The sequence below is a fragment of the Yersinia sp. 2553 StPb PI genome, assembly GCF_052217105.1.
Taxonomy (GTDB): domain Bacteria; phylum Pseudomonadota; class Gammaproteobacteria; order Enterobacterales; family Enterobacteriaceae; genus Yersinia; species Yersinia enterocolitica_E.
Genome location: NZ_JAZGPX010000001.1, coordinates 93,884 through 117,911 on the forward strand (window position 1 = coordinate 93,884; position 24,028 = coordinate 117,911).

Genomic DNA, 24,028 nt, shown 5'->3' on the forward strand with positions numbered 1-24,028 from the left:
TAGTAGATATGACAAAGAAGGATATTTTTCGTTAATAATCATGGTGTTGGATATCCAGTAATGATTTTATACCCTGTTGGCATTGAAGGATCTCTCGCAATGATAATTCTAGCATTCGTCACTGAAGAGACATTTGTAGAACCACGAGAGACACTAATACCAATCGGTACATTGGATTGATAATCAATCTCTAAATATCCTTTCTGGCTACCAGAAAGATAACTATCGATTTTAGCCTGATTGCTATCAATTGCCTTGCTTGTGACTGCTTCAGCTGTAGCCCTATCTGTGAATGAGGACGCTGATTTAACATTACCCGTTGACACTCTATTTAATAGCTCCGCTTCTGTTTTTCCAACATGCCTATCGATTAGGTGTCCACCTGCCGCTTCATGAGCAGCTAATCCCCCACCAGGAACTATTGAGCTACTCGGTCCGCTTGGTAACTTAGCAGCCTCAATATCAGGTATTTTTTTGCCCGGCAGGAACATACCCGCCAGCATTCCGCCTGTTGCTTCAAGAGCAAGCTGGTTACCTTGAGCCGCTTCTTTCACCTGTCCTGCAACCGCTGACCAGGTTTCACTCTTCATCAGGGCTTTCAGCGTATCTGCCGCAGCCTGATTTTTACCCGCCAGATCATTTAATGCCTGAGTGCAGTAACTGTCTCCCATGGCACATGAGGTGAGCGCCATCGCCGCATCAGCGCCGTAATCTGCTCCGCCTAATATCGCATCACCTGTGTCAGCCGTCGCATTAATTATACTGTTAACGATAGCGGAGAGTGTGCCTTCACCCAGCTTGTCTCTTACCTGATCTTTCAGGTTGCTCGTAACCTGCTTAACAGACTCACGGGCTTGATCTCCACTCAGGGAGTTATTCTCCACCACCGTTTTACCGGTCTGCGCCCCTGTTACTGTATCCGCTGTACTGTCACCAATCAATCCACCCGCCAATCCTGCCGCCAGTGTTGCCAGTGCCGAGACCGTTTGTTTTTCCGTTTCGCTCAGTTCGCTAACCGGCTTACCATAGGCATTCATTGCAATCATGCCTATCAGTTCGCCTGTCACCGCGCCACCCGCACCAACCAGCGCGTTATTACCCTGTGCCGCTGCCAGTGCGGCATTAACCGCCGCGTGTGCCAGTGTGCGCGATACCGGATCGTCAGGCAGGGTATCGGCGATAAGTTTAGTGATATACGGTGCAGCACCATTCGCCAGTGCCGCCGCCATATTGCCACCTGACAACCCTTGTACTGCCGCCGTCGCTGCCTGCATGGCACGTTGCACTGCGCCACCGGTTCCTAAACCCGACTCGTTAAACGCCTGATTGTATGCCGTCTGGTAAATCTGCTGGTTGATGTCCTCAGCAGTGGGCACTTGGCCTGGGTTGGCCTTCGCCCACTGTTTTTCTGCCGCAGCAATATCTTCAGGCTTCACGTCCTTCATTTTCTCATTCGCCGCGTTGGTCGCAATAATCTTGCCTTGCGTCCGCGCAATATCCATTGCCTGCCCCCCTATCTCGCCAATCAGTTGGGCTTCGCGCAGGCGGTTCTGCTCTTTCTCTTTATCAAAGATAGGAGCGATGCTGCCGTTGGCATTGTCGGTGTCGCGGCTCAGGTCATCGACATTCTGCTGTTGTTTATCGGTATCACGGATGGTGATGGTACCCTCACTGACCGCTGCCTGCGTGGTACCTTCGGCATGGCCGTCATTACCCAGCCCCGACAGCACCACGCTGCCCAGATTACTCAGCAGGTCAGACCCCACCGGGCCACCGGTGCTCAGGCTACCGCCCTGATGTTCCGCTTTAAAATCGGCTTTATTTTCAATGTCACTGAAGCCGAGCGTGCCGGTATCCAGACTGTTTTTACTCTTGTCCGCGGTGCTGGCAATCACTGCGCCATCGAGCTGAGTGTGTTCACCCACGGTGATATCAAAGCCGCCAGAGCCTGCAAAAATACCGGTCTGCTCCTGTACCGAGTCATAATTGCTGTGCAGCTTATCTTTACTGATGCTCAGGTTGGCAGAGCCACCGCCGCCGACCACCGCCATGCTGACACCGCCGCTGGTACTGGTCTGCTTCGCATCATAGTTATCGCTGTCTTGCTGGCTTTGCAGTAACAGGTCACGGCCGACATCCACTTTGACGGTTTCACCGCTGGCTTGCGCGCCTATCAGCGAAGTATCACGCCCGCTGCTGAGCGACAGTGTGCCACCTGTGTCAATCTGCGTTTCAGTCCAGAAGGTGCCGTCGCCGTGCTCATTGCCCTGACCCTTGTTGGCATTGGCAAAGATGCTCAGACCACCGCCAGCGCTACCGAACCCCAGACTGACCCCCACACTGCCACCGCTGCTGCTGTTGCTGCCGTCGGTTTTCTGTGTGTTGGCGGCACCGAGCAACAGCACATCACGCGCCGCATCCAGGGTGGTGTCGCCACCGGCTTTAAGCTGGCTGCCTTGCACCACAATATCGCCGCTGTTCGCCGGGTTCCCCTCACCGGTGGCCGTCACGCTCAGGTTGTTGCCCGCCGTCAGGGTCGAGCCTGTCATGCTGGTCTGTTCCTGATGTTGCTGCGAGGCCGATTTTTGTGAGCCTAATGAGGCGCTGATGCCGAACATGCTGGCAGTATCGCCCCCTTGCGCCTGCACCAACTGACCTGCTTGTACCGCCTGCGCACCACTGAGTGCCGCTTTAACCCCTTGCAGCGCAGACAGTCGGCCATTGCTCTCTTCGCGGGCATCTTTGGCGGTGGTGACCGCGGTATTGAGGGCGCTGCCGACCGCGCCAGACAGTGCCAGTGTCAGGCCGCTACTTTTTTGCTCAACGCTGTGGGTCTGGCTGCTTTGGTTCTCCGCCGCCAAAATAGCGACATTTTTACCGGTCAGACTGATGTCTTTACCGGCTAACACGTCAGAGCCTTGCACCGTCAGGTCTTTACCGGCGGTCATGCTGACATTACCCCCCACACTGCCCACCGTGCTGCCCACGTTGGAGAGAGATTTGCCGGTGTCGGTGGTTTTTTGGCTGTTGCTGCCCACCGTGACACCAATCCCGCCGGTGCTCATCAGACCCGATTTTTTCTGCTCGAACAGGTGAGACTCGCTCTCGCTCTGTTGCGCAGTGCCGACGGTGATGTTCTCTTTTGCGCGCAGGTTAATATCGTTATCGGCCACCACATTGCTGCCGGTGACCGCGATATTGTTGCCGCTGACATCGATAGAACCTGCTGACAGCATGGAGCCGACCGCCAGTGTCTGGCTAATACTGTCTTCGGTACGCGTGGTGGTGCTGGAGGCCAGCCCTTTTTTGGTGCCGGTATGAGTGCGCTGCGCATCATGCTGTTCAGTCTGGGTGGTGAGGGTGACATCGCCGCCCGCCGCCAGATTCAGTGCGCCATGGGTTTGTACCGCACTGGCACTGATATTGATGTCTTTTGCCGTCTGCAAATTGATATCGCCGGTGGCGTTCAACTGGCTGCCGCGCAGGGTTTCATCGTAGAGATCCACTGAACTGGTATGGCGCTTGCTCGACGATTCGCCAGTGACGTGCAGGCTGTCGGTCGCTGCACTCAGGTTAATGTTCTGTGCCTGTATATCAATGGTGTTGGCATTAATATTAGCGCCTACGGCAGTTAAATTGTCGACGTTAGCGGTTAGCGCGCCGCCGACATTCACCTCGCTGCCCAGATGGCGGATATGCTCACTGGTCGAACTGCCATAACCATAATTCGCACTTATCTGGTCGCTGCTTTGTACGGTATTCAACAGCCAGTCGCCGCCGGTATTGACCTGAAGATCCTGACCGACATTGAGGCCGGCACCTTGCATGATAAAATCACGCTCAGTATTGATAACCGCGTTATTGCTGACATTGATACTCGCCAGCGGCCCCAGTACGGTTTGGCTGCGTTGAACCGCACCATTATCACTGCTGAGTTGCTCACTGCCGGTGCGCAGGATCACATCGCGGCCGCTATCGAGTTGCAGGTTGGTGGCATTTAACCGCGCGCTGGTCAGGTCAATATCGCTGTTCAGTGTGCTGAGCAACATATTGCCACCGGCCTGAAGTAGGCCGCCACGGTTATTGAGCGTGATGTCTTGCGCCATGCTAATGCTCAGGTCATTGCTGGCTTTAATCGCCCCCTGATTGGTGAAACCCTGCATATCGGTTAATTCGATATTATTCGCGGCAATTAATGCGCCGTTGGCCTGTAAATCGCCCGGCTTGACCCCCGCCAAATAGACCACCGGCACCAGCACGGTTTGCCCGGCGACTTCGCGGCTTTCCATCAGCACGATATTACTGGTCAATGCCGCCATCTGCTCGGCACTGAGGTGGGTGCCAAGGGCAAGATTGAACGTCTTGCTGTACTCGAGTCCCGCCGCAAACAGTTGTTCGAACTGTTCTTGTGCACTGCGGTAATCACTGGCGACCGCCTGACCGGTCAGTGCCAGTACCTGATCCCGCACCAGACGCTGTTCATAGGCGTTATCCCCCAGGCGTTTGAATATCACATCCGGGTTACTATTCAACTGCTGGAGCACGTAGTCTGATCCGCGCCAGTTATTCAGATTGGCAAACGCCGGGTTAGTTTCAATCAGATAACCGCCGCTGACTGTGTAGTCGGTATTGAACTTATACAGTCCACCGTTGGGCTGTGTCAGGGAGATACCGTTAAACTCGATGGCCAGATCTTTTCCGCTATTGTCGCTACTCTGGGGAGGCGCAATGGCACCGGGGTTGGCACCGTAATTGATCGTGGTGCCGCTGCCGCTAAGGGTTTGTGCGGTAATACTGGAGGCATATTGGTTAGTCGCGCGCTCACTGACCTCAGGGCCCCAAGAGGTGCCCCATAAATCGCCTTTGTAGGTCCGATAACGCCACTCACCCGTGGATGTTGTTTGTTCAATCAGGCGTTGTGCATTCCCCCAACCATCCTGGTTCAGGGTGACACCCGAAAGGTCAATCTCTCCCTGCGCACTGATTTTACTCCAGAAGTTTTCCAGCGTACCCACTTGTGGGGTCAGGTTCCCACCGGCCAGCAGTTGCGCCTCTGGGCTAATGTTATCGATGCTGTTATAGGCGATAGTCGATGTATAATCGGTGCCAATATAGTCGCTATTCATCGAGCCGCCATGAGGCGGTTCAGCATAGCGTCCGCCTGGAATATCAGGGTTTTCTTCTGTCCAGACCGCGGACCCATTCACGGTGTCGGCCACAACAAAGTTGCTATTGGCGGTGAGAATATGACGGCGATTGGTCAGTGTCGTGGCGTAAATCAACATATCTTTGCCGGATTCAATCAAACCCGAAATATTGAGCACCTGAGCCGCCGCCAGATAATTGCCGCTATTGTCCAATGCGCCGGCCAGAATAATGTTGCCCATGCCTAAAAGGGTGGTGGTTGGGGCGGAATCAGTGTTGGTGACGGTATCACTGTTTTCAATTACCGGTGCCAACAAGGCTAAGGTACCGTTTTCATCGGTGGCACCGATCAGGGCACCAGGGCCGGAGTTGGTAATACGCTCCCGTGCTTTAAGCGTGGCTTCGGCACTGATCAGGGTGCCGGTGTTGAACAGGGTATTGGAGTCGGTATCGAGTCGCCCGCGGGTTAATATCTCACCACGGTTAATCAATGCGCCCGCTGCGCTGAGGCTGGCTTGCGTCGCAATAATATGGCCACTATTGAGCAAGCTGCTTGAGCCGGTGCTGAGTTTGCCGCCCGCTAATAACTGCCCGTCATTGGTTAACGCGCCGCGGGTGGTTAAGGTTAAATCATGTCCGGCCTGCAGTGTCGAGTCGGCCAGATTGCTGAAATCACGCTGTAAATCAAGGGTCAGATCCTGACTGGCAACTATCTTGCCTGCGTTATTGTCAAGCTGGCCCAGATTCAACGCGATGTTATTCGCCGCCAGTGTGCCACTTTGGTTATTGAGGGTTTGCCCGGCACTTGCCCCCGCATTAATGGTCAGCGTTCCAAGGGCGAGAATATTGGCGCGCTGCGTACTGATATCGCCACTGTTGGCGGTGATGTCTATCTCGCGGGCTTGGGTATGGCTGTCGGTCAAATCAACCCGGCTACCGGTTAGCGTCATCGCACCGGCGGCGAGGGTCTGCCCTTGCGCGATCAGCTCCTGACGGGTGCTTACCCTCAAGTCACCGCTATCCATCAGGCGGCCATCACTGTGTACACCCGCCGCTAACAGGCTGCCCCCGTTGCTATCCAGGCGCTGTGCATTGACCGCCACATTGCCTTTAGAGAGCAGGGTGCCACCCCGGTTATCCAGATAACCCGGCAGATTCAGGTTGAAGTCCGTAGTACCGGTTTGCGCTATCACCCCGCCGACATTGGAGAGCGATTGGGCGCTAAGCGTGACCCTCTCCGCAATCAGTCTGGCGCTGTCGGTACGTAACAGCGCGGCGGTCGACGCAGACAGGTTGCCACTGGCTAACAGTTCAGCGCCGGTGAGATCGATAGCGCCACCTTGTGCGGTGAGTGTCAGGTCACGGCTCTGGGTTTGGCTGCCACTCAGATCGATACTGTGCGCGTTAAGCACTTGCGCCGTCCCGCTAATATTTTTGCCTTGGGCGGTTAACATCCCGCTGGCATCAACGCGCAAGGTGCCACTGGTGATCGCGCTGTTGTCGGACTTGACACCGGCACCCAGTACCGAGTTGCGGCTACTATTGACTTCTGCCGCGCTCAGCGAGGTATCACCTGCCGCCGCGACAGTGCCGGTGTTATTCAACTTGCCTGCAGTAGTGAGCTGGGTATTGCCCTGCGCATAGAGCACACCTGCGTTCGCTATACCGGCGGCGGTCTTCACCGCCAGATGTTGAGCACTGTTGATCTGGCCGTTGTTTACCAGCATGCCATCCGCCGTGATAGTGATATCGCCGGCTGACGCGCCTATTTCACCGGCATTGCGCACCCCGACACCGGTTTCAGTCCCGATCAGGCGGATTTTACCGGCGTACATGCCACCCAAATTGGCGACATCCACCGCCACGGTAGGGCGGGCGCTGCCATCGTCGGCTTTAGTAGTGATATTTTGGTGCGCGGCGTCAACCTGATTGCGCCCAGCAGTGACTTTCAGGTCATTGGCCCAGAGACCGGCATTGACTTTAACCGAACGGGCAATCAGGTCGGTATGGTCCTGACGGCTGCTGTCCAGACCTTTGCCCTGAATAACAATCTCACCCCGATCCACATTGTAGCCAGTGAGTTGGCCGTTATTGAGCTGTGCCTGACCGGTGGTTAAGGTCGCACGGTTAGCGTTGATAAAGCCGCAGCCATCACAGGTAATGCCTGATGGGTTGGCGATAACCACCTGCGCTTTGCGGCCAGCGACCTCGATATAACCGTTAAGTTTACTCGGGTCGCGGCTGTTGACTTCGTTGAGGATAATACTGGCCTCACCGCGTGCCAGCGACGGGTTGCCGTTGACAAAACCGCCGAGTTGGGTCTGGTTGACACCGTGGCCGTTATTGAGGATCACGCCGCGATTATCGACATCGAACTGGCTGTAAACGTTACGCGAAACCCCACCGCTACTGGGTGTCTGGATATTGACCTGTGGCGTACCGTTGGCGCTGCTGATAATGGTCGGCTGTTGGTTACCCGGCGCACTGGCATCGGCGACAATATTGGCTTGCGCGGATAACGAGACGCACCCCAAGGCCAGTAACAGACTAAAACTCAGCGACGATAAGGCACTGATACGGCGGCGTTGAGTATGCCCAAGACCTGACGAGGGCGATGAGGCGGCCCGACCGGAGGCGGCGATATCGGCTACCACCATTAATAAGCCACGCGCCTTGTTAAATACGATACGGTACAGGTTCTTATTCATGGTGACTCTCAACAGCTAAAGGGTTAATAAGGTGCATCAGTATTGCCAGTTCAGGTTAAAGCCCACCGTCACTGAGTCGGCTTTGAAGCCATCAGGTTTTGACAGCGGCTTGCCCGCAAACAGGTCATAACGGGTATTGAGCACAGTGCCGCGCACACCGACGACACTGCCCGCCAGATGGTGGCCCAGCAGATAAGGGTCGCTGCGACCGCTGACCTCGCCGTAATCCACGCCGACATACAGTTCATGGCCTGGTAGCGGGGTATACCAGCCGAGATCATTGCGCACCGTCCAGCCGCGATCGGCATTCAGCGTGCGTTCGCCATCAAATCCGCGCACTGACCAGCGGCCGCCGATGGAGAATTGATCCTGTGGTGTCAGGGGTGTGTTGGTGCTTTGCCGCTGATATTGCAGGTTGTAATGGACGTTTTGCGTCGCAATCACAAAAGGAATATCCAGTTGCGCATTCAAACGCAGAATTTTGCTCAGGGCAGTGGCTTCGCCGAAATACTCTTCTTGTGCCAGTACTGCACCCAACCAGCGGGTGCCGCGCTGGTAACTGATACCTGCGTCCAGTGTGGCCTGCGAGATAAAGTGGCGATGTTCCAGCCCGACACGCCAGGCCGAGGTGCGGCGGCGCTGCACTTCAATTTCGGTATCATTGATATAGTTTTTCGACGAGCGGGTCAGCACATCGTAGGTCAGGGTAGTTTTTTGGCTGGCATTGCGGTGCAGCAGGCGGCTGAGTTGCAGCGTGACGTTCTCACTTTCACCACTGTAGTGGTAGTCGCCATTGAGGCCCGCCACCGTTTGGTGATAGTCATAGCTGCTGGCGGTGATGCCCGCGGTCCAGTAACCGAACGGCAGCGAGTAATGGCCGGTCAGGTTATTGGTGCCTTTATCGCCGCGATCCTTTATTGACCCCCCGGCAGAGACATAAAACAGGTCACTCAGCGAAAGCGGGTTATCCAGAAACAGGGTTGCGCCACCTTGATAACGGCCGGTGCTGCGGGTGCCGGAGTCATCCAGTGAGGCCGCCAGCCGCCACATTTTGCGCTGCTGCCAGTTCAGGGCGATATCGGTCTCGCCGGGGGCATCACCCGGGATCAATTCCATACTGGCTTGCACGGTGGGGACGCGCTGCAGGTTCTCCAGTCCTTGCTCGATATCACGCAAATCCAACAGGTTACCAGGGCGGGCAGGGAAGGCACTGAACAACGTGACATGGCGGTCACTGCCGGGCGTCAGCTCAACATGGCGTATTTTGCCGGGCACCACGTGTAACGCCAGCGTGCCGCGGTTTAAGTCCTGCTGCGGGGCCAGTACCCGGGTGGTGACATAGCCATGGTCGATCAGGCGGTTTTGTATCTGGCTCATCAGCAGGTTAATGCCCTGGCCGCCCAAACACTGGCCTTGCGCCTGATTGGCGATACGTTGCAGTGGCAACCAGCGAGGTAATGGCTCTGCGCCACTGATTTTTATACGATCAATGGCAAAGCAGGGGTGCTCAACCGGGAAGACAATACGGCCCAAAGAGGCCGCTGGCGCTGATAAGCGCACATCCGGTGTTGCGGGGGCCAACCGCTCTTCCAGTGCCCGTTGCCGGGCCTGTTGATGAATACTTTGCTCAACGGGGGGGAATTCCGCGCCATAACTGGCGAGCGGAATAAGGGTTATGGGCAATATTGTGCTTACCATGGATAGGCCATAGCAGAAACGGGACATCAGGAATGCCTTTGCCCCAGAATATGGGGAGAGTGATAGACTATAATTTGAGGCTATTCTGCCTGTCGCGGTGTTATTTTCAACCTGTTTTTGATGAGGCTAAATATCCCAGGGAAATAATTAATCAATCTTGTAGGAAATATCTGACAATAAAGTCATTGTGTGGGAAATATCGCACATAGAAGACAAGTTAAGTGAGAAATATCTTATTTATGAGCCAGGGTGAAGTATCAATAGCCGATGAGGTCCAGCAGAAGCGAAGCTGCAAAAACGACATCTATCTTAACTGGGGCAGCTATTAACAACACATCTAGCCAAGGATATACCCGATCCTTAACTGTTTGCGGGCAAAGTTCAACATCCATGTTGAATCATTCAACGTTGAAGCGTTACCCTTGGTTTCTTTCTTGGTATGAATGATAGAAGTACAAACCAATCAGTCCAATGGGTGCAATGAAAATGGCAAAAGCCCAACATAGTGCCATCATTATAAATTTTGTCATGAGAAATAATATGGCGTTAGTCCAGAATCTATTATCCCCAATGATATAGTTTATTAGGGTTTCATATACAAATCGTGAGTATGGGTAGGGGTTTGAGGGCCAACGGGGTGAAAACCTACGCTAAGCCTAACCCCCTCATTACCTTTTTAAGTATCTAGGCTGTGTCCCTCAATTGCCAGAAACGGAAGTGCGTTCATAATTTAAGCATTTTTAGGGTGAATTCTGGCATTTTTGGCTCGATAATCACTCTAATTCGCTGCTTCTATCGTATTGGTTTGTATAAAAATGAATTAAGGGACATTGCCTAGTTTTTATGCCGTCAAATAATGGATCGCAAAGCCAAGTAGATTGGTGGGGTAAATTTCCTTAACTCCTGCCTGTCCTCCCACTTTCATTTGCTGTTGTAGCTCAATTTTGTTGCCATTCTTTTACAACAACTCCCCAATCGACAGTTCTCTCGACCAATTTTCCATCAGTATCTTTTCTTGTCCAAACATCCCAGAAGTCAGGATCATCAGAATGTGGTTGCTGCTCTTTTGTTAAATTTTTCATTTTAACCAGGACAGGAAGTTCAGATGCCCAGCCCATCAGTATTGCATGTTGAGATGGCAATGAAGGCAGCTCACGGAGTAATCCTCGCAAATTATCAGGTACCATTTTGTGAACTTGCTCCTGATCTTTGTCGTTACTGATTCGATGCAAAAGAAAAGTATTACATTGAGATAAAACTGTAGGTGATAATTCGGATGGTCGTTGCGAGGAAATCACCATACCAAGACCAAACTTTCTGCCTTCTCGTGCAATTTTCTCAAATACTTGGCAGCAAACAGCTGCGACATCCTGATTTTCAGAGTCATCACGATACCGTTTAATAAATGTATGTGCTTCTTCAGCGACAAGTACCGTGGGTAAAGATTTATTATATAGTCGTCTATAACGTTGTAATGATTCAAAAACAATCCTTGAAATAACTGCTGTCACAAGATGAGTAATTTCAGTTGGTACTAAAGAAAGATCAATGATTGAAACACAGCTATCATCGTCGCCAGTTCCATCTTTCCCAATATACGTTTCTAACCAATTGGCTAAGTCAACTCGGTGCTCTGAGTCATTGGTTATAGGTTTCATTCTCGTATCTGCAAGCATTGTGCGTATTCTAGCCACCAAATATTCGACATATTGCTCACTGCCATTTTCTTGGGCTAATGCTTCTAAATAGGAGACTAAATTACTTCCGTCAAAAGGGACGGGGATATCCTCATTTTTAGGAAAAAGCTCACGCTCATTTCCACCAAAGCTCTGAAATGACGATAATATTCTATATATTATGTTATCAACTGCGCTAACTTTAGCATTGTAATCTGGGTATTTGCCCTCTCTTTGTCCACAAAAATCTTGAATAGAGATAATTAATTCATCTAGCTCTAGATTTATAACAGGCAATCTTGCTTTATATTCCTCAAGACTCTGACGCCAAGTATTAATTTTAGCCAGAAGATTTTTAGCTCCCGGAAAGTCATTAAGCGCTGCTGCACCTTTTGATTTATCCGCTTTCAAAGAAACAAGAATCGTACCTAGGTACTTTTTAATTTCTACATCCAAGTTCGCTTGTAAATCAAACTTTTCATTTCTCATTGCTCTCAAAGAGCGCTTTAGTAATGGAAGTTGCGCCTTAGGACTTGCTTGTGTGAATGATGCCCATTCGGAACTATTCCAAAACCAAGAAGGTACTTGTAATTGCTTTTCACTACCTTCTGTTTCAACCTTAAAAACTCTGCCTTTAAATTTTGTAGTTGGTCCCAAGGCACGTGTATACTCGCCATTGGGATCTAATATAATAAATCTGGCATTTGGTTTACTGTCTGACTCCATTGCGGACTCGAGAGACCATTGGATTAACCCTGCGACAGAACAGGACTTACCACTACCAGTATTACCAAGTACTGCTATATGACGACCAAATAATCTATCCGGATCTACAGCGACATTAGCATTGTTAGCAAGTGGACTTTGTCCAATAATTACTCGTCTATTATTACCAGACTCTATAATTGATCTGAGCTGTAAATCTGTTGGTAGTAAAATAGCTGAACCAATAGATGGAAATGATTCAGAACCGCGTTGAAATCTAAAATAATCAGTACCATCTTTGGACAAACGTTTAAGAGTTCCAACCGGATTTAAACTCATTTTTTTTCGAGGAAATGGTAGATTTACAAGACCAAACTCTTGAATGTCTCTTTGTTTGGGATAAGGCGAATGCTCAACTGCAAGCCACTCTATTTGCCCAACTAAGTAACCATTATCACATGAGACTAATACATAGCTGTTTACTCTAGGAAAGTTTCTTGGTGTTCCTGCATTCAAGGCTACAGTATCAGGTGAGTCGATATCTAATAGCGCCCTAATCTCATTGGGTGAAACAAAATCTACAGTACCGACCCTGAGTTGCTCACCTTGTTCAATAGGAAATGAGTTCATTCGGCATCTCCACTCTTATTTTGGATTGTTGCACGATATAAACCTCTTGACTTTAATAGCTCATCCATACGAATTGATGATCTGTCTATCGCGGCTTTAGGAAGATAAAAGTCCACTAAATTTGTTAGGTCTCCAAAGTGATCACCAAGCAATAACGATATTTGAGCTTTTCTTCCACTATCATTTATAAAACGCATAATTCTACCAAGTGGATCACCGTAGGCAATAATTACTATATGCGTTGAGGGTATTGTCAACATGTCAATAATAACCCGATTTATATGTTCATCTCCAAAGCTATAACCATATGTTACCAAAGTACTATTAGGACGACATGTTGCAGATGCTAAATCCCTAAATAGCTCAACATAAGGATATTCAGATGTTTCACGGTCTTTAACTGAATTTGGATAAATCATTAATTGATGATAATTCGCAGTTCCAGCAGCTTCCACTTGTAAAAAGGGTTCTACCGAATTCGCTCCAAAAGGTAATCCAAAGCGCCTTATAGCCCCTTCAGTAGCATACCAGTCCAATGAACCATGTAATTTAGTAAAGCGCGCAACACCTTCCAAATATCTTGGCTCCCCCCGAATACCTGGTGGGTTGTAATGATAATCCACTTCTAAACGCGAAGATCTAAAAATCGGCGCTATAGTACCAACGAATCTGTCAATTAGTCGAAGGCCAGCTATTTCAGCACCGGTTTCAATTATCCTGTCGTAATTTGTCGTAAAAACATGTAATCTGTCCCGTGTTGCTGTTCGACTTGAAAAACTCATTAAGAAGCTTACTAAATAATTAAACGTTTTTGTTTTTAACTCGTTGTTTGCATCACGGATTAATTTCTCCCCATGACTAACTGAATCTGAAAATAATGTCAGACATCTCGTTAGCTCATTATTTAATTCAGCTAACTCATTTTTGAAATTGCGATATGGGGGGCTACCAGGTGGAGGTTCGGGAAGTAGTAGGTTTTGTACCGTTAAAATCTCTAATCCTTTAATCAACTCATTAATTGAACGAATTTGGTCTTCAATATTCCCCTTTTCTCTTCCCGAGGCTTTCGCTGTTTTAGCTACATAACTGTCTATTTCGGCCTTGCAAACTTTGAGATCATTAATCCATCCCATACCTTGAGGTTTCGTGCCTGTTGCTGACTCTTGAATAGCGGAGCTAAGGCCAGCGCCGATAAGTAGATTTAGGTGCTCAGACTGAAAAAGAGCAGTTAACCAAGGTTCTATTCTTGAACGCAGAAAGTCAGGAGTAATTTTATCTTCTGGTTTTGCCCAAAAACAGTGTCCAACGGTTTTAAATGCACCAACCTCGCTGTGGGGTTCCAACTGAACAGGAGACTGGTCATCTCCAAGTTTTAAGTATTGACTCAATTTAAATACATCCTTTTAGAATGTGACTATTACTAAATAGAAGCCGTGCATGTTTTCTAGAAAATATTCATCTTTCTTATTTATCATTGAAAAGATGAATATTCTTAGAGTTAATAACCTTTTTTCTTTTCAGCCTAAAATACGTCGCTCGTGATATTCCCGTTTTTTCCATTACTTCCTTAACTTGTATATCCTTATTGATCAATTCATTAGCTAATTCTGCCTTCTTGTGAGGCTTTCTTCCGAATTTAACACCCTTAATCATAGCTGCCTGACGACCATCGTTTGTTCGCTCCAAGATCCTTTCACGTTCCGCCTCAGCAACAGCCGCTAGTATCTGGATAACCATTTTTCCCATTGTGCCTTCAGTGCTAAGACCGTTCTCCAGAAAACGAATGGCGATTCCCTTTTTATAGCAGGCATCAACAATGTGGATCATGTCTGCAGTATTGCGACCAAACCGATCCATTTTGGTACACATAATGATGTCACCCTTCTCTGCACGAGCAAGCAGCCGTTGTAATCCTTCGCGCTCATCTGTGGCTCCTGACATCATATCGGTAAAAATCCGGTCATCTCTGACACCTACAGATTTTAGCTCCGTAATCTGTACCGTCAGTTTCTGATGGCTAGTTGATACTCTTGCATATCCCAGTAATGCCATATTGGTCTCATAAATCGATATTGATACTGCGTAGTATCATAAAGCATAAATCGCGATTTCTGATACTCATGTTTGGAGCCACTTTTAGTAGTCTCAAAATTTATAATATTTGAGATAATTAAAAGTAGACCAAAGTCATACTTATGCAAGGAACGCTGAATGCCTATCGATTTTTTGACCGAAGAGCAGAAACAAAATTATGGGCGTTATGCGGCAGAACCGAACGAGGTACAACTGTCTCGTTATTTTATTCTGGATGAAAATGATCTGACATTCATAGCACAACGGCGCGGGGACCAGAACCGTCTCGGTATAGCCCTTCAACTGACATCAGTCCGATTTTTAGGAGCGTTCCTGGCTGATTTGACTTTGGTTCCGCGCAATGTACAAACCGTTGTTGCCAGGCAGCTTTCAATCAGTCGGACTGATATTCTGGCAGAATACGCCAAACGAGAACCAACCCGTTGGGAGCATTACGCTCAAATCAAAAAGTATTATCACTATCATGAATTCGGGGAGTTTCCGTGGACATTTAGGCTGAACCGGTTGTTGTATACCCGTGCATGGATTAGCAATGAACGCCCCAGCCTGATGTTCGATTTCGCTACTGCATGGCTGGTACAACATAAAATTTTATTACCAGGAGCCACAACACTCACCAGAGTGATCACCGAAATCCGCGAACGAGCGGCTAACCGGCTTTGGCAACGATTGCTGGTATTGCCCAATGATGAACAGAAACAGCAACTGGGTGAATTACTGAGCTTTAGTGAAGGTCAGAGAGTATCCATGTTTGAGCGACTGAAAAAAGGTCCTGTGACAATCAGTAGCCCTGCGTTTAATGATGCACTGGATCGCTATAACACATTGCACCAACTGGGTTTTCAGCAACTTGATTTTACAGGTCTTCCACCGGCTCAGCTAAAAAGTCTCGCCCGCTATGCAAATGTTACCTCGGTAAAAAAGATAGCTCGTATGCCCATGAAGAAACGTACAGCGATACTTATTGCCTTTGTTAAATCATTGGAGGTCACTGCGCTGGATGAAGCCATCGATGTTTTGGATATGCTGATCACTAATATTGCGGGAGAGGCTAAAAAAGCGGGGCAAAAGAAGCGGCTGAGGACGCTGAAGGATCTGGACCGCTCTTCGTTGATGCTAGCTAAAGCCTGTGCACTCCTGCTGGATGAGGTAACTGATGATGTGCACCTCCGAAAATCGATTTTTTCCTGCATTCCCAAAGAAAGACTGGCTGAGTCAGTCAAAATGGTCAACGAGCTGGCTCGGCCGGCAGACAATAATTTCCACGATGAAATGATTGAACAATATGGACGCGTTCGCCGTTTTCTGCCCAGAGTACTACGGGAGTTAACTTTTCGGGCTGCTCCGGCGGGAGAACATACCCTGGCAGCCTTTAACTATTTATCGTCACTAGGCACTTCAAGAAAGCACATACTTGACGACGCGCCGAAAAATATTATCACCGGTGCCTGGAAACGACTGGTCTTTGACGAAGAAGGCCGAGTGAGAAGACCTGGCTATTCACTATGCCTACTGGAACGGTTTCAGGATGCATTAAGGCGGCGGGATATTTACCTTGAGAATAGCGATCGTTGGGGTGATCCACGGTCAAAACTGTTACAAGGGGCAGAATGGCAAGCCCAACGCGTCCCTGTCTGTCGAGCATTAGGTCACCCTGTAAATGCTCGGCAGGCAACAGAAAAGCTGGCTCAGCAGTTAGATTTTGCCTGGAAAACGGTAGCTGATGGTTTTAATGATAATGCGTCAGTTCATATTGACCACGCAGGGAAACATCCTACGCTGACTATCAGCAGCCTTGAGAAACTGGATGAACCACCCAGCCTGATAGCTCTCAACAGGCAAGTCAGACGTCTTTTACCCTTGGTGGATCTGACGGAGCTATTGCTGGAAATCAATGCTCATACAGGATTTGCCGAAGAGTTTACTCATGTCAGCGAGTCCAATGCGCGAGCGAAAGACCTGCATATCAGCATTTGTGCCGTATTACTGTCAGAAGCCTGCAATATTGGCTTTGAGCCATTGATTAAGCACAATATTCCATCATTAACCCGGCATCGCCTGAGCTGGGTTAAACAAAATTATTTTCGGGCCGAAACGCTTATCAAAGCTAATGCCCGCCTGGTTGATTATCAGGCTACCTTGAGCCTGGCACAGCGATGGGGTGGTGGAGAAGTTGCTTCTGCTGACGGTATGCGTTTTGTTACGCCAGTAAAAACGATTAACGCCGGACCCAATCGAAAATACTTTGGCTCCAATCGGGGAATTACCTGGTACAACTTTATTTCCGATCAGTTTTCTGGTTTTCACGGCATTGTTGTACCGGGCACCTTGAGGGACTCAATCTTTGTTCTGGAGGGTTTACTTGAACAACAAACGGGGTTGAATCCACAGGAAATTATGACTGATACAGCAGGTTCCAGCGATTTGATATTCGGTCTGTTCTGGCTGTTGGGATACCAGTTTTCTCCCCGTCTGGCGGACGCCGGAGATGCCGTTTTCTGGCGAGTTGATAAAAATGCTAATTACGGCCCTCTCAATGAACTGGCCCGTGGTTGCATTAATCTGGCACTGATTGAGGCTAACTGGGACGATATGATGCGGATTGCAGGCTCTCTTAAGCTGGGTACTGTACAAGCATCAGAGTTAATCCGTAGTTTATTGAAGAGCACGCGTCCGTCCAGTCTGGCACAGGCCATCATTGAAGCGGGGCGAATAAATAAAACGCTGTATCTATTGAATTATATTGATGATGAAGATTACCGTCGCCGAATACTAACGCAACTAAACCGGGGTGAAGGAAGACATAGTGTGGCTCGCGCCATTTGTCATGGCCAACGTGGCGAAATCAGAAAGCGCTATCGCGAAGGGCAAGAGGATCAACTGGGATCGTTGGGACTGGTAACAAATGCTACTGTTTTATGGAATACGCTGTATATGCAGGAAGCCCTTGGACATATTAATACTGATAGCCAGCCTACTGAAATTAATGAAGAAGATATATCCAGATTATCACCATTGATGCATGGCCATATCAATATGTTAGGTCATTACTCATTCACCTTGTCTGAAAATGTGATGAAAGGTGAGCTAAGACCGTTAAATCAACAGGTTAACGAATATATAGACGCTTAGCGTAGGTTTTCGCCCCATTGGACCTCAAACCCCGCTAACTTCTCTACGCTAATGAGACATAACCCTTTAGCTTAGGTTCTGTCGCATTAAGGCGTGGTCAGGTAACATGCTGTTTTTTTACGATGTTGCCTGCCCATGTCTCTGATCCGAAATGCCTTTAAACGCCTGCATTATCCCACTGATATCAACGCGCAATGTGTTCGTTGGTATCTGGCTTACGCCCTCAGCCTGCGCAATTTGGAAGAGATGATGGCAGAGCGCGGTATTATCGTTGACCACTCCACGCTTCACCGCTGGGTCATCCGCCGGGTGCCCTTGCTGGATAAGGCGTTTCGCCGGCATAAACGCTCAGTAGGTCGTCGGTGGCGCATAGATGAAACCTACATAAAAATCAAAGGTCAGTGGAAATATTTGTACCGGGCGGTCGATACTGCAGGCCAGACCATCGACTTCCTGCTGACGGCCAAACGGGACGCTGCAGCGGCATTGCGCTTCTTTCGCAAGGCCATTAGTCATCACGGCGAACCTGATGAGGAAGCGATTACCGTCAGGCAGAGTAAATACCTGAACAACCTGATAGAGCAGGACCATCGGAATATCAAACGATGCATACGGCTGATGCTGGGATTCAAATTCCGCTTAACTTTTTTACCTTTAATGCTACATAATCTTAAATAATTTGCAATGAATGAAGAATACAGAAACCACCGTACTGCGTGGACCGCTGGCGAATTGAGGTTTGTGCAAGCCCACTATCACACGCGACCCGTTTCAGAGATAGCGGTTCACCTGGGTCGCACTGTGACCGCAATAAGACTGGCGGCCAAATCGTTGGGGCTTTGTAAGGCACATGTGGGACCTTGGACGGAAGAGGAAAAAGAAATCCTCCGTACACATTATGCTAACGGTGAAGGGATAACCTATGTGCGCACCTTACTGCCAGGTAGAGAGAGAAAGTCCATTTTTATGATGGCAAAAGTGCTGGGGATAAAAAGTCTCCGGAGCTGGCAGGAAAGTGAAGTCCATATTTTGACACAGTTTTACGCCCTAATGGGCACCAAAGTGGCGCAAAAACTGCCGCGTAGGAGTGCTGAGTCGATCAAAATCAAAGCAAGCCAACTGGGCCTGAAATACACGAAATTCAGCGTACGAGAGACACCCTTTCAGCGCTGGAGTGATGAAGAATGGCGTTTGCTGGAGAGAAACCTGCATTTATTCCCTTCCGAGATGACAGCATTGTTTCCAAATCGAACCCAAACGGCGATTGAAAAGGCGAAAGAAAGATTAACTCACCGCAAACTCAGGCAGAAGACGCAGAGCAACTGAGGAAGCACTGTTGCAAATAGCCAATGGTGGTATCTTTTCGTTGGAGTTACAAGCGAATGAACCTTTTCCATGGTCAGCATTTTCAGAATGAGATCATCCTTTGGGCCGTTCGCTGATATTAAAAATATGGTATCAGCTATCACGAACTTCAGGAAATGCTGGCCTAATGCGGTGTGAATGTTGATCACACTGCGATTTACCGATGGGTTCAACGCCTATGCCCTGAAATGGAAAAGCGACGGTTGCCGTACTGGCGTAATCCCTCTGCTCAACCAATTGAAAGAGCTTGGCAATATGTTGAGTTTCCCGCTGATGCGCCCCGTTAACTCAGGCACTTTTCAATTGCGGGCATCGGGGCGAATTTTGCTCGTAATCTGTTTGTTTTTCAGTTGGGGCAGAAAGTTTATATTTTGCGGTACTTTTTCAAAAAAAATGGAAAAATACTCCTCAAAGATTACATTAGCTTTTCATCGTCCGAAGGTATGGCTGATGCATAAAGTTTAACCGTTTATCATACCCAAGCACGTGCTCTTTTTTTGAACACACAGGAGGCAGATCAGGCATATGAAAAGGTCGTTGAAGAGTTTGCTTTACTGGATCAACTGACGGAATTGCGAGGAAATGTAGGGTTAACCCGCGACAATGCAACAGTCAGTATGGGAGTCAGTAATCGGGTTATCAGTTAGCTGGAAAAAATGTTACCGGGGTGGGGTGGCGGACGCTGAAGGGTTATGCTCAAGCGTGTGGCGTGAAACTCGCGCTGACTGCACATCATGGATAAAGACATGGATAAAGACATGGATAAAGATTTATAGCGTTGGAACTGGATCCTGCTGTTCAGACAGCATCGTCGCTAATTGAACAGGATAGACATTGCGTAAGCGACAGCATTGAGATGACAATTATGAAAAGAAGATCAGAGACATATGAAATCAAAAAAATACGGTTACTCAATGCATTGTGGGAATTATGCATTACCCCTGATCAGGACACCCCAAAACCACTTCCTCCGCCTGAGTACTGGCGAAAAACGCGGGAATTGGCAGACCTGTGTGATGAGAATATTTATGTGACACGCCGATTGCTCCTGATACTTGATAATGAAGGAAAAGTATACTGCAGCCACCGAAAAATCAACAACTCACTGCGCTGGTATATTGTTACTCCATTCAAGTCTCAGTCATAGGGGTATGAGTTGAGCTGTTGGTTACTCGGACAGTGCCTCCTCAGAACCGGACTTGATGGTTAGGAAGTTGGATCCCTTTTTTTCCCTTAGGTCAGAGGCAAAATAGGGGGATAGGGCCATGCGTTTCATCCGCTCAGGCAGCACGAGGTTGACTATTGGTTAAAATAAACCCCATTTTGATGCCCAATACAAATTTCAGGCAGATCTTCCCTATGCCGCCTGCCGCAACCATCGCTCTGTTTTGAACTCCTGCCGACATCGCGCCAACAACTCTTCTGCACGGATACCAGCCTCCGCGCTGTTAAATACCATCCGACTACCACACAGCACGCACTGGTACGGATCCACATTGGTAAATTGTTTCATCAGCGACGCAAAGCCCGGTTTCGGCGGTTTTTTCTTCATTTCAATCCCCAGGGCGGTGTAGACCTTAGGCAATAACTCCCCCCGTTTGCGGTTGGCCAGAAAACCGTAATACCTGACCATCTTGAAATGGCGTGACGGGATATGGCTGATATAGCGCCACAACATCTCTTCCTGGCTGAGTCGTTGCGTGCGGTGTTGCTGAGTTCGGTGGTCATAGTAATGATGAACAACGGCTCCGCCGGTGTAATGACGCAGTTTTGAGGCTGCAATCGGTGGCCGTTTCAGATAGCGACCGAGGTAATTGACGTTTTGCCGGGCGTGTCGGGTCTTTTTAGCAAAGTGGATTTTCCAGCGCCGCTGAAACTGCGCCTCAAGAAACTGGCACCATTCCCGGTAATCCCTAATGTGTTGATAGCCGGCAGCAGATAAATTGAGCGAGGCATAGCTTTCTCGCAACAGGGTGATGACGGCCTGACGCCAATAGCGCTCAACGATTTTCTTTTTGAAGTAAACTGACCGCCAGATACCGTGTTTGAGGCACAAACCTCCGCGAGTGACGGACAGATGAATGTGCGGATGCTGATTGAGCTGGCGGCCATAGGTATGCAGGGCTACAAACAGGCCTATTTCGATATTGAGTTTTTTAGCCCATTTCAGCAGGGTATTGGCGGCGCAGGCGAAGAGTTTGTTGAGTAGGGGCCAGTTGTTGGCAAAGGCGGGCCAGAGTTTATCTGGCATGGTGAGGGTGATGTGCTGCCATTCGCAGTCGGGCAGGATGTGCTGTTGCTCAGCAATCCATTGCTCGGTGGCTTTCATGCCACAGGCGCTGCAGCCTTTGCTTTTACAACTTTGGCAGACGTATTTGGTGTGAGAACAGTGGGCAGAAGCGCAGCCATATCGGCGAACGCCCATGGCGCCGGTCCCGCAGGCGAGCATCCGCTCGACGACCCGTTTGGTCCATTCGGGGACGACGCTATCGTGTTTAGCGAGTAACTGGCCCCAGCCATCATCAATCTGGAAGAGGAGTTTTGACGGTCTAGGTATGTGCATACACGGGAGTATAGCGAGCTACGATGCCTGAAGAAAGTCACTTTCTAACAGCGTCTTAGCTCCCGCCGCAGGCGGGCTACTGTTCATAGCCTCCCCGCTTCACTGGCTTTGTCTCATGTGCATTTGTGCATAACTGACCGTTATAAATGAGAATATTCCCACACAGAAAGGGATGTAGTCCGATATAAACAGCATTTGCCTTACTGTAGAGTTAAACCACATCAAATCACTCACTAGCTATATTGCTTCATTAGTTTTATTCTAATTCTATCTTTTTAAAAGTATCAAATCATAAACAATGCTGACCAAAACAACTCTTTAATTATAATTTTATTTTTTTTCATAAAGGATATAGCCCAATATTTTTCTATTTAAATTGATAATATTCAATGAGTTGTAACCAATTGTAATTGAATTAGGTTGCATTTGTGTTTAACTAATCTTTACTCAAAATTTACAATATATCAAATCAAGGCGGTGTGGTTTTTTTAGGGATTTTTCCCTTGAATTTAATTTCACATGGTAATAAGGCAAATAGTTCAAATTAAATATGAAATATTTTGTAAGTAATAAATTTAGATTTATCCATAACCTGAACATTACTTACTAATAAGTAATATTTTATCAATTAACCAGGCATCTGAGCATAAAATGAAATTATCAACCAAAATAAGCGTGCTGACCGGACTTCTTTTTTTTGGCACTTCTATGGTCATGGCTGCTGATATAAGTACAATTAATATCACTGGCAACGTTATTGCAACGCCCTGTACCGTTGATGCGGCTAACTCAGTGATGAATATTGAATTTGATAATATCCAAGCAACAGCGTTAGCGACAGCGGGTTCTTTCAGTCCATGGAAAAGCTTTGCGATTACACTGAGCAATTGTCCGGTATCAACAACTAAAGTCAGTGCGGCTTTTTCAGGGACGGCAGATACGTCAGATGCAACACGTTATAAAAATACCGGCACAGCTTCTAATATGTCCGTTGAGTTGCAAAGCAGTGGTGGAGTTAATTTAGGAAACAGTAAAAAAACTAACGTCACAGTGAATTCTTCAAATAAACAAGCTGTTTTTTCATTGCAAACACGCGCTTATTCAGCTGCCGGTAATGTAATGCCCGGCACAATAAACAGTACTGTACTGGCAACTTTTACTTACCAGTAAATATGGGGTTCACATAATTAAATTTCAATAAAAAAAGAATTTTCCTACAAAAAATTCAATAAATGACCATATATTCCCATCGATACTTGATGCTATACTTCAAGTAGATTTTAGTAGTGGAAATACACTACTATTTATAATTAATAGTGATATGCCCCATTTCCTCTTCGTTATTGAAGCTTAAGAACACTCTTAATGCGGAAACTAGCAGTAATCTATAAACAGAAAATTAAAATACACTTTTATTTTTCATGTATGATCCTGTAACCCGGTTACAGAAAGTAACAGTATTTACACTCTTATTAACTGCCGTCTGGCACGTTATTTATATCACCGTCTACATATATTTATGCAGGCGTACTTATCAAATATTTAATGGATATTGAAATGAAAAATAATTTATTCACCCTTGCATTAGTCGTTTCTGGTTTTTTAGCCACCTCCGTTTATGCTGCTGACGGCGTAATCAATTTTACCGGTGAAATTATTGACTCAGCTTGTCAAGTCGATGCTAACTCAGTGAGTAAGAGTGTTTCACTGGGTAAAATTGCCGCTTCATCATTTGCCGGTGTCGGCTCTACTGCTACCGCAACCAACTTCCAGTTGGTTCTTGCTGAGTGTCCGCTCGCCGCATCAAGCGCCACTATCAAATTTGATGGAACCAGTGTTGCCGGTGACAATAGTGTGTTGGCTCTGACTCCGAACGCTAATGTTGCTAAAGGGGTGGGCATCCAGTTATCTGATGCATCTCAGAACGTTATAAATCTATTCGAGAATTCTGCACCTTACACCCTCAAGACCGGCGCTGGCTCTACGACCAATCTGGACTTTACCGCACGTTATATAGCAACTCAGGAGACCGTGAGTGCTGGTAGCGCAAACGCGGTTGCCCAGTTCACCGTGATTTATCAGTAATCTTTCTTTTCATTGTACACGTTAGGAAAATTTTGCTGAAAGTAGGCCGGTATTAAACCGGTCTTATTTTTTTGAATGGAAATAATATGAGAATTTCCATATGATTAAACGTTTTCATCAGGCATATTGAACTGTCGCGCCTCTTAACTTAAGTTTTCGTTATTACCGAATTAAATTATATAGTTGGTTGAGCGCAAGTAATGGTCTTTAAATAAAGACTAGGTAAA

12 protein-coding genes and 2 pseudogenes are annotated in these 24,028 nt (G+C 48.1%); 8 read left to right on the plus strand and 6 right to left on the minus strand.

Annotation, left to right across the window (positions count from 1 at the left end):
- Positions 1–38: 38 nt before the first annotated feature.
- The 5 genes from V2A84_RS00535 to V2A84_RS00555 all read right to left on the minus strand — a co-directional run bounded on the left by V2A84_RS00535 (position 39) and on the right by V2A84_RS00555 (position 14,614).
- Positions 39–7,853: a hemagglutinin repeat-containing protein gene (locus V2A84_RS00535; protein ID WP_442848482.1), complete on the minus strand. Its 7,815-nt coding sequence runs from the start codon at positions 7,851–7,853 to the stop codon at positions 39–41.
- Between the two features lie 36 nt (positions 7,854–7,889).
- Positions 7,890–9,578: a ShlB/FhaC/HecB family hemolysin secretion/activation protein gene (locus V2A84_RS00540; protein WP_442848483.1), complete on the minus strand. Its 1,689-nt coding sequence runs from the start codon at positions 9,576–9,578 to the stop codon at positions 7,890–7,892.
- Between the two features lie 911 nt (positions 9,579–10,489).
- Complete coding sequence (locus tag V2A84_RS00545) at positions 10,490–12,562, minus strand: ATP-binding protein (protein WP_442848484.1); 2,073 nt, start codon at positions 12,560–12,562, stop codon at positions 10,490–10,492.
- Positions 12,559–13,950 (minus strand): SIR2 family protein, encoded by a 1,392-nt coding sequence (locus V2A84_RS00550; protein WP_442848485.1) that lies wholly within the window; start codon positions 13,948–13,950, stop codon positions 12,559–12,561. The genes V2A84_RS00545 and V2A84_RS00550 overlap by 4 nt, the downstream gene beginning before the upstream one ends.
- Before the next feature lie 76 nt (positions 13,951–14,026).
- Positions 14,027–14,614, minus strand: coding sequence for a recombinase family protein (locus V2A84_RS00555; protein WP_442848486.1), 588 nt, complete (start codon positions 14,612–14,614; stop codon positions 14,027–14,029).
- A gap of 159 nt (positions 14,615–14,773) precedes the next feature.
- Here V2A84_RS00555 and V2A84_RS00560 point away from each other — a divergent pair, with 159 nt between their 5' ends.
- The 6 genes and pseudogenes from V2A84_RS00560 to V2A84_RS00585 all read left to right on the plus strand — a co-directional run bounded on the left by V2A84_RS00560 (position 14,774) and on the right by V2A84_RS00585 (position 19,800).
- The gene (locus tag V2A84_RS00560) at positions 14,774–17,788 is read left to right on the plus strand and encodes a Tn3 family transposase (protein ID WP_442821493.1); all 3,015 of its coding nucleotides are present in this window, start codon (positions 14,774–14,776) and stop codon (positions 17,786–17,788) included.
- Positions 17,789–17,923: 135 nt separating this feature from the next.
- A pseudogene (locus V2A84_RS00565) lies at positions 17,924–18,421 on the plus strand (IS6 family transposase); the annotation flags it as partial.
- A gap of 168 nt (positions 18,422–18,589) precedes the next feature.
- Positions 18,590–19,114 carry a hypothetical protein gene (locus tag V2A84_RS00570; protein WP_442821492.1) on the plus strand — a complete coding sequence of 175 codons (525 nt, stop codon included), beginning with the start codon at positions 18,590–18,592 and terminating at the stop codon, positions 19,112–19,114.
- A gap of 56 nt (positions 19,115–19,170) precedes the next feature.
- Positions 19,171–19,380, plus strand: a pseudogene (locus tag V2A84_RS00575) (IS6 family transposase); the annotation flags it as partial.
- Entirely contained in the window at positions 19,292–19,618 is a 327-nt protein-coding gene (locus V2A84_RS00580; protein WP_442848507.1) for a hypothetical protein, read from the plus strand. The pseudogene V2A84_RS00575 and the gene V2A84_RS00580, both read left to right, overlap by 89 nt.
- A gap of 32 nt (positions 19,619–19,650) precedes the next feature.
- Positions 19,651–19,800 (plus strand): hypothetical protein, encoded by a 150-nt coding sequence (locus tag V2A84_RS00585; RefSeq protein WP_442821491.1) that lies wholly within the window; start codon positions 19,651–19,653, stop codon positions 19,798–19,800.
- Between the two features lie 710 nt (positions 19,801–20,510).
- Here V2A84_RS00585 and V2A84_RS00590 read toward each other — a convergent pair.
- Entirely contained in the window at positions 20,511–21,716 is a 1,206-nt protein-coding gene (locus V2A84_RS00590; RefSeq protein ID WP_442821490.1) for an IS91 family transposase, read from the minus strand.
- 651 nt (positions 21,717–22,367) lie between these two features.
- Between V2A84_RS00590 and V2A84_RS00595 the strand changes: the two genes are divergently transcribed.
- Positions 22,368–22,886 (plus strand): fimbrial protein, encoded by a 519-nt coding sequence (locus tag V2A84_RS00595; protein ID WP_442821489.1) that lies wholly within the window; start codon positions 22,368–22,370, stop codon positions 22,884–22,886.
- A gap of 387 nt (positions 22,887–23,273) precedes the next feature.
- Positions 23,274–23,801 (plus strand): fimbrial protein, encoded by a 528-nt coding sequence (locus tag V2A84_RS00600; protein ID WP_442821488.1) that lies wholly within the window; start codon positions 23,274–23,276, stop codon positions 23,799–23,801.
- Positions 23,802–24,028: the final 227 nt, after the last annotated feature.

Coding starts and splice junctions, on each gene's coding strand:
- V2A84_RS00545 (WP_442848484.1), bottom strand. CDS start 12,562: ATGAACTCATTTCCTATTGAACAAGGTGAGCAACTCAGGGTCGGTACT.
- V2A84_RS00590 (WP_442821490.1), bottom strand. CDS start 21,716: ATGCACATACCTAGACCGTCAAAACTCCTCTTCCAGATTGATGATGGC.
- V2A84_RS00580 (WP_442848507.1), top strand. CDS start 19,292: ATGTTGATCACACTGCGATTTACCGATGGGTTCAACGCCTATGCCCTG.
- V2A84_RS00560 (WP_442821493.1), top strand. CDS start 14,774: ATGCCTATCGATTTTTTGACCGAAGAGCAGAAACAAAATTATGGGCGT.
- V2A84_RS00555 (WP_442848486.1), bottom strand. CDS start 14,614: ATGGCATTACTGGGATATGCAAGAGTATCAACTAGCCATCAGAAACTG.
- V2A84_RS00595 (WP_442821489.1), top strand. CDS start 22,368: ATGAAATTATCAACCAAAATAAGCGTGCTGACCGGACTTCTTTTTTTT.
- V2A84_RS00540 (WP_442848483.1), bottom strand. CDS start 9,578: ATGTCCCGTTTCTGCTATGGCCTATCCATGGTAAGCACAATATTGCCC.
- V2A84_RS00535 (WP_442848482.1), bottom strand. CDS start 7,853: ATGAATAAGAACCTGTACCGTATCGTATTTAACAAGGCGCGTGGCTTA.
- V2A84_RS00600 (WP_442821488.1), top strand. CDS start 23,274: ATGAAAAATAATTTATTCACCCTTGCATTAGTCGTTTCTGGTTTTTTA.